The sequence below is a fragment of the Aphanizomenon sp. UHCC 0183 genome (assembly GCF_009712065.1).
In the GTDB taxonomy this organism is placed as follows: Bacteria; Cyanobacteriota; Cyanobacteriia; order Cyanobacteriales; family Nostocaceae; genus Dolichospermum; species Dolichospermum heterosporum.
Map to the genome: position 1 here is coordinate 63,091 of NZ_VILC01000016.1, position 4,194 is coordinate 67,284.

4 protein-coding genes are annotated in these 4,194 nt (G+C 39.2%); 1 reads left to right on the top strand and 3 read right to left on the bottom strand.

Annotation, left to right across the window (positions count from 1 at the left end; genetic code table 11):
- Window positions 1-105 precede the first annotated feature (105 nt).
- Both FJR37_RS26405 and FJR37_RS07905 read right to left on the bottom strand, forming a co-directional pair.
- Window positions 106-702 (bottom strand): GUN4 domain-containing protein, encoded by a 597-nt coding sequence (locus tag FJR37_RS26405; RefSeq protein WP_340626616.1) that lies wholly within the window; start codon window positions 700-702, stop codon window positions 106-108.
- A 198-nt stretch (window positions 703-900) separates the two neighbouring features.
- Entirely contained in the window at window positions 901-2,334 is a 1,434-nt protein-coding gene (locus FJR37_RS07905; RefSeq protein WP_168465729.1) for a DUF697 domain-containing protein, read from the bottom strand.
- Window positions 2,335-2,603: 269 nt separating this feature from the next.
- Here FJR37_RS07905 and FJR37_RS07910 point away from each other — a divergent pair, with 269 nt between their 5' ends.
- A complete protein-coding gene (locus FJR37_RS07910; RefSeq protein WP_168465730.1) occupies window positions 2,604-3,662 on the top strand; it encodes a PstS family phosphate ABC transporter substrate-binding protein in 1,059 nt (352 codons plus the stop codon).
- 3 nt (window positions 3,663-3,665) lie between these two features.
- On the opposite strand, the gene FJR37_RS07915 is transcribed toward FJR37_RS07910, so the two are convergent.
- Window positions 3,666-3,848, bottom strand: coding sequence for a hypothetical protein (locus FJR37_RS07915; protein ID WP_168465731.1), 183 nt, complete (start codon window positions 3,846-3,848; stop codon window positions 3,666-3,668).
- Window positions 3,849-4,194: the final 346 nt, after the last annotated feature.

Sequence of the window (4,194 nt, forward strand, 5' to 3'; positions counted from 1 at the left end):
GCAATTTTCATCACCAAACAAACCATCTATAAATTACTATCCTGTTAATCCTTTAATCCTGGATATCCTGATTCAGACTTAATAATTTTCTGTAACCCTTAAATGTTACAACTTACAAGTCTCGACGCGAGAGAAGAGACCCCCTACGACCCTATAATCTCCATAATACACCCACCCACCACCCTTACAGGGGAGGTGTCCTTCTGGTGATTTTATATTAAAAGTAATATCTTTGTAATATAACCAGTTCCCTACTTTTCTCCATCCCACCTTGTCCCCGAACTGTCTCCAAATTTCGCTGTTATATTCTCTCGTTCCTCCTAAACTTTGATAAATCCGTTTCTGAACAGAAAAACCAAATTTACCATCACTGTATTTTACCCACAACTGGTCAATGGTACGAAGATCTTCACAGGGAAAATTATCAATATGTTTAACATCTAAGCAATCTTCCTGCTTCGCAACCGCTAACATTACATCTGATGTTTCCACGTCTGCTTCTTTCCATTTCCCTTGTGCGAGGTAGTCACGCAGTTTCCTGTAGTCCATTCCGCAGGATGATTTTAGTCCCCCCTCCTCGCTTGCGGGGAGGGGGTTGGGGGGTGGGGTTCTTACCAAACCCAAATTTTCCCGAAACTCCAACACCGTCGGAGTCCGGTTTTCCGGTTCTATTTCCATCCCTGCTAAAATAGCATCATTCACCCTCTGACTAATGCGAGAATTATAATGCTTTGGTGCAGGTAAAGGTTCATCATCATATTTCCGGTTTTGTGCGGGTACGGGACTAAATTCACCCTCTTTGTTGAGTCCATCAGCCGTCAGCAGATAATATAAAGTAGCAGCTAAAGCATAAACATCGGTATGGGGTCCAAAACTCCCTTTGCGACGATATATGAAAGGTTAAGCAACAACTTCTACTGGTTTTGCTTCTGGTAACAACCGCTTTACACCTTGCTTGACAAAAGCTTCCAAAACAGCCATTTTTTGATTTTGCTGGAATACAGTTTGCAAAACTTGATGCAGTTTGTCGAGATTTAAAGCGCTTGCCGATTCTAAAGCAATTTCTTGCTGTTCAAAATATTCAACTAAACTTAATCCGGCTACTCTGGTTAGGTAAGCAGCGCTAACTCCTTCTACCATTCCCCCAGCGACAAAGGTAGCAACATTAGTTTTCATAATACCCGTTACAGCCCTAGTGGAAAGTTCCACTAAACCTAATTTCAACATCAAACTTCCCATAGTTCCAGCTACTTGTTGCGCTTGTTCTAAGGAAATTTTCTGCTGATATATATTACCTAAATCTATCACCATTTGAGCCGTAATCGCCGCAGTTGCGAGAATATCTAAAGCAGGTACAGGGTTAGCAAATGCCGCCGCCGCTGCAATCCACTGATATTGTTCTACAAAGGGTGTAGCTTGATCTCTTCTCACGCCATTTAAACAATTTTTAGCTTCAGCTTTCAGTAATAATACTTTGCGATTTGTAGTATTACAAACTAGTTGTTCTCTCTGCTGTCCCACAACTTCCCCTATTTGTTGTGTCAACTGCTGGATATCTGGCGTTGGTTGTTCCATCCATTCTTGGAAAGAACCATCTTCTTGATGTTTTCGCACTTTCACCGGTACGGGAGAAGCCGCAGTCCCAACTACATTTGCACCAATGCGCTGCTTTAATGATTGTAAAACTGTAGCGCGTTCGTCAGGTTGATATTGATCCTGTTTGTTGAAAACCAGCAAACTTGGTTGTTTTGCAGCTTTTAGCTGTTGTAAAACCTGAAATTCTGAATCTGTTAAATCACCGTTTGTCAGAAATAAGACAAAATCAGATTTCTGCATTTCTGATAAGGTAACAACATCGGAGTTTTCACCAACTACCGAAAACAAAGGCGCTGTTTCCGAAAAATGTAAAGACAGTCCCGGAAGACTTGGGGAAGTTTTTAGAACTTTAATAACTGTACTTTTACCTACGGATTTCCCACCAGTAACGGCAATGAATATTTCCTTTCTATTCAATTCTAAGGGCAATTTAGCCAGTTTTTCGCGGAGAATTGCCAGGTGAGGATGATTGGCTGCTTCTTGAGAAAGCTGATTAATTATTACTTCTGTTTGAGCGATCGCTCTTTCCACAACTGCTCTATCTGCAACTATATCATTTAGCTGTTCACCTAATTGGGGCTGATTTTTTTTCAATAACCACAAACCCCCACCGACGGCTAAAGCACTCAGGAGTCCGAATTCTCCCACTTGCACTATTGAATTATGCCAACTGTCTAACATCCACAGGGAGAACGATAGTCCTAGTCCTCCCACTAATATTGGTCGCTGTAACTTCACAATTGTGATTCTCCACACGAGGAAAAAGCTTTTACTTCACTTTAGTCGAAAACCTGCTACTCAGATTGCGGTTGGTGAACAAACATCTTTTGATGTTGGAGATTTGCAAGCAGCTAAAATCATGTTTCTGCTATGTATAAACAATACATCAATTTTTCTTGATTAATTTGGATATCTGATGGTAAGGTAAATATTGACATATCAACTTTTTTTGAGATAATAAGTACATAGGATCAAAAGTCTGCTCACTAATTATACAGGTGAAATCAGTGAATAAAACAGCAAGCCAATTAGTCTTAACTTTCGGAATACTAGCATTGACAAGCAGTTTTACAAATACGCTTGGTCTTGCCCAAAATATTCAAAAACCAAATGAAGCGACAAAAGTTACTAACTCTGCCACTGACGCACTTATTAAAGTAGATGGTTCTAGTACCGTATATCCCATTACCCAGTCCATAGCTAAAGCATACCAAGCCAACCTAAAAAATAATGGTCAAATACAAGTAAATATTTCTGGTACTAGCGGTGGATTTGAAAAATTTTGTACTCGTAAAATAGATATCAGTAATGCTTCTCGACCAATTAACCAGTCAGAAATGGCAGCTTGCAAGAAAAATGGCGTAAGTTACATGGAATTACCCATAGCTTTTGATGCCGTAACCATTGCTGTTAACCCCCAAAACACTTGGGCAAAAGACATTACAGTAGCCGAATTGAAAAAAATCTGGGAACCTGCGGCTGAAGGAAAAATTACAAAATGGAATCAAGTCCGAGATTCTTGGCCAGACCGCCCAATTAAATTATATGGTCCCGGTGGTAAGTCTGGAACTTATGATTATTTTACCGAAGCAATTGTCGGTAAAGCCAAAGCCAGTCGCAAAGATTACACAGCCAGTGAAAATGATGAAGTTTTAGTTACTGGTGTTAATAAAGATCCTAATGCTTTGGGTTACTTTGGTTATGCCTACTACCAAGAAAACAAAGATAAGTTAAAAGTTTTAGCAGTTAATAGTGGTAAAGGTGCTGTTTTACCATCACCAGAAACAGTAGAAAAAGCCAAATATCAACCACTTTCTCGACCTCTATTCATATATGTCAATCTTCGGTCTAGCAAAAACAAAACTTTGGTGTATAACCTTGCGGATTTCTACATTAAAAATGCGGCAAAAATAGTCAGTTCTGTTGGCTATGTTCCCTTATCAGAGGAAGCTTACAAACTTAATTCTATCCACTTGTATAAAGGCAAAGCCGGAACAGTATTTGGTGGTAAATCGGAGTTTAACCTAAGTCTTGGGCAATTGTTACGCAAACAAAAGCAATTTTAGTAATTAATAAACAGGAAAGGAAAGTAGGATTGTTAAGTTTTCTCCATTGATTCTTTGTATTTGGGTTTTTGAACGCTGATGATATTGATCATCTACATCTACAGCAGCATAAAGTAGTCCAGCGTCAGCAATTATAAGTAGGTTAGCATTGAAAATCGTCGTTATGGCAAGGCAAGAGGCACTCATGCAAAAGGCAAGAGTGAAGAGGGTTTGGGAGATTTTACTTTTCTTTACATAGATTGGTTTTATTGTGTTCACCTACCTAGCTCTCAAGGTGTATTAGGTGGCAATGATTGTGAATATATTTGTTCAGCGAGAATTTGATCATGATTTACTGAAGTATTCAAAAATCCACTTCCCTGAGTTGCGAGAGTAAAGTTGATTTTATTTGTCTGAATCAGAATGTCCAGGATTTGAGGATTTTCGGGATGTTATTGGATGATTTTTGGTGGGAAGTTGGTGATTTTTTTTTGTCTGAATCAGAATGTCCAGGATTTGAGGATTTTCGGGATGTTATTGGATGATTTTTGGT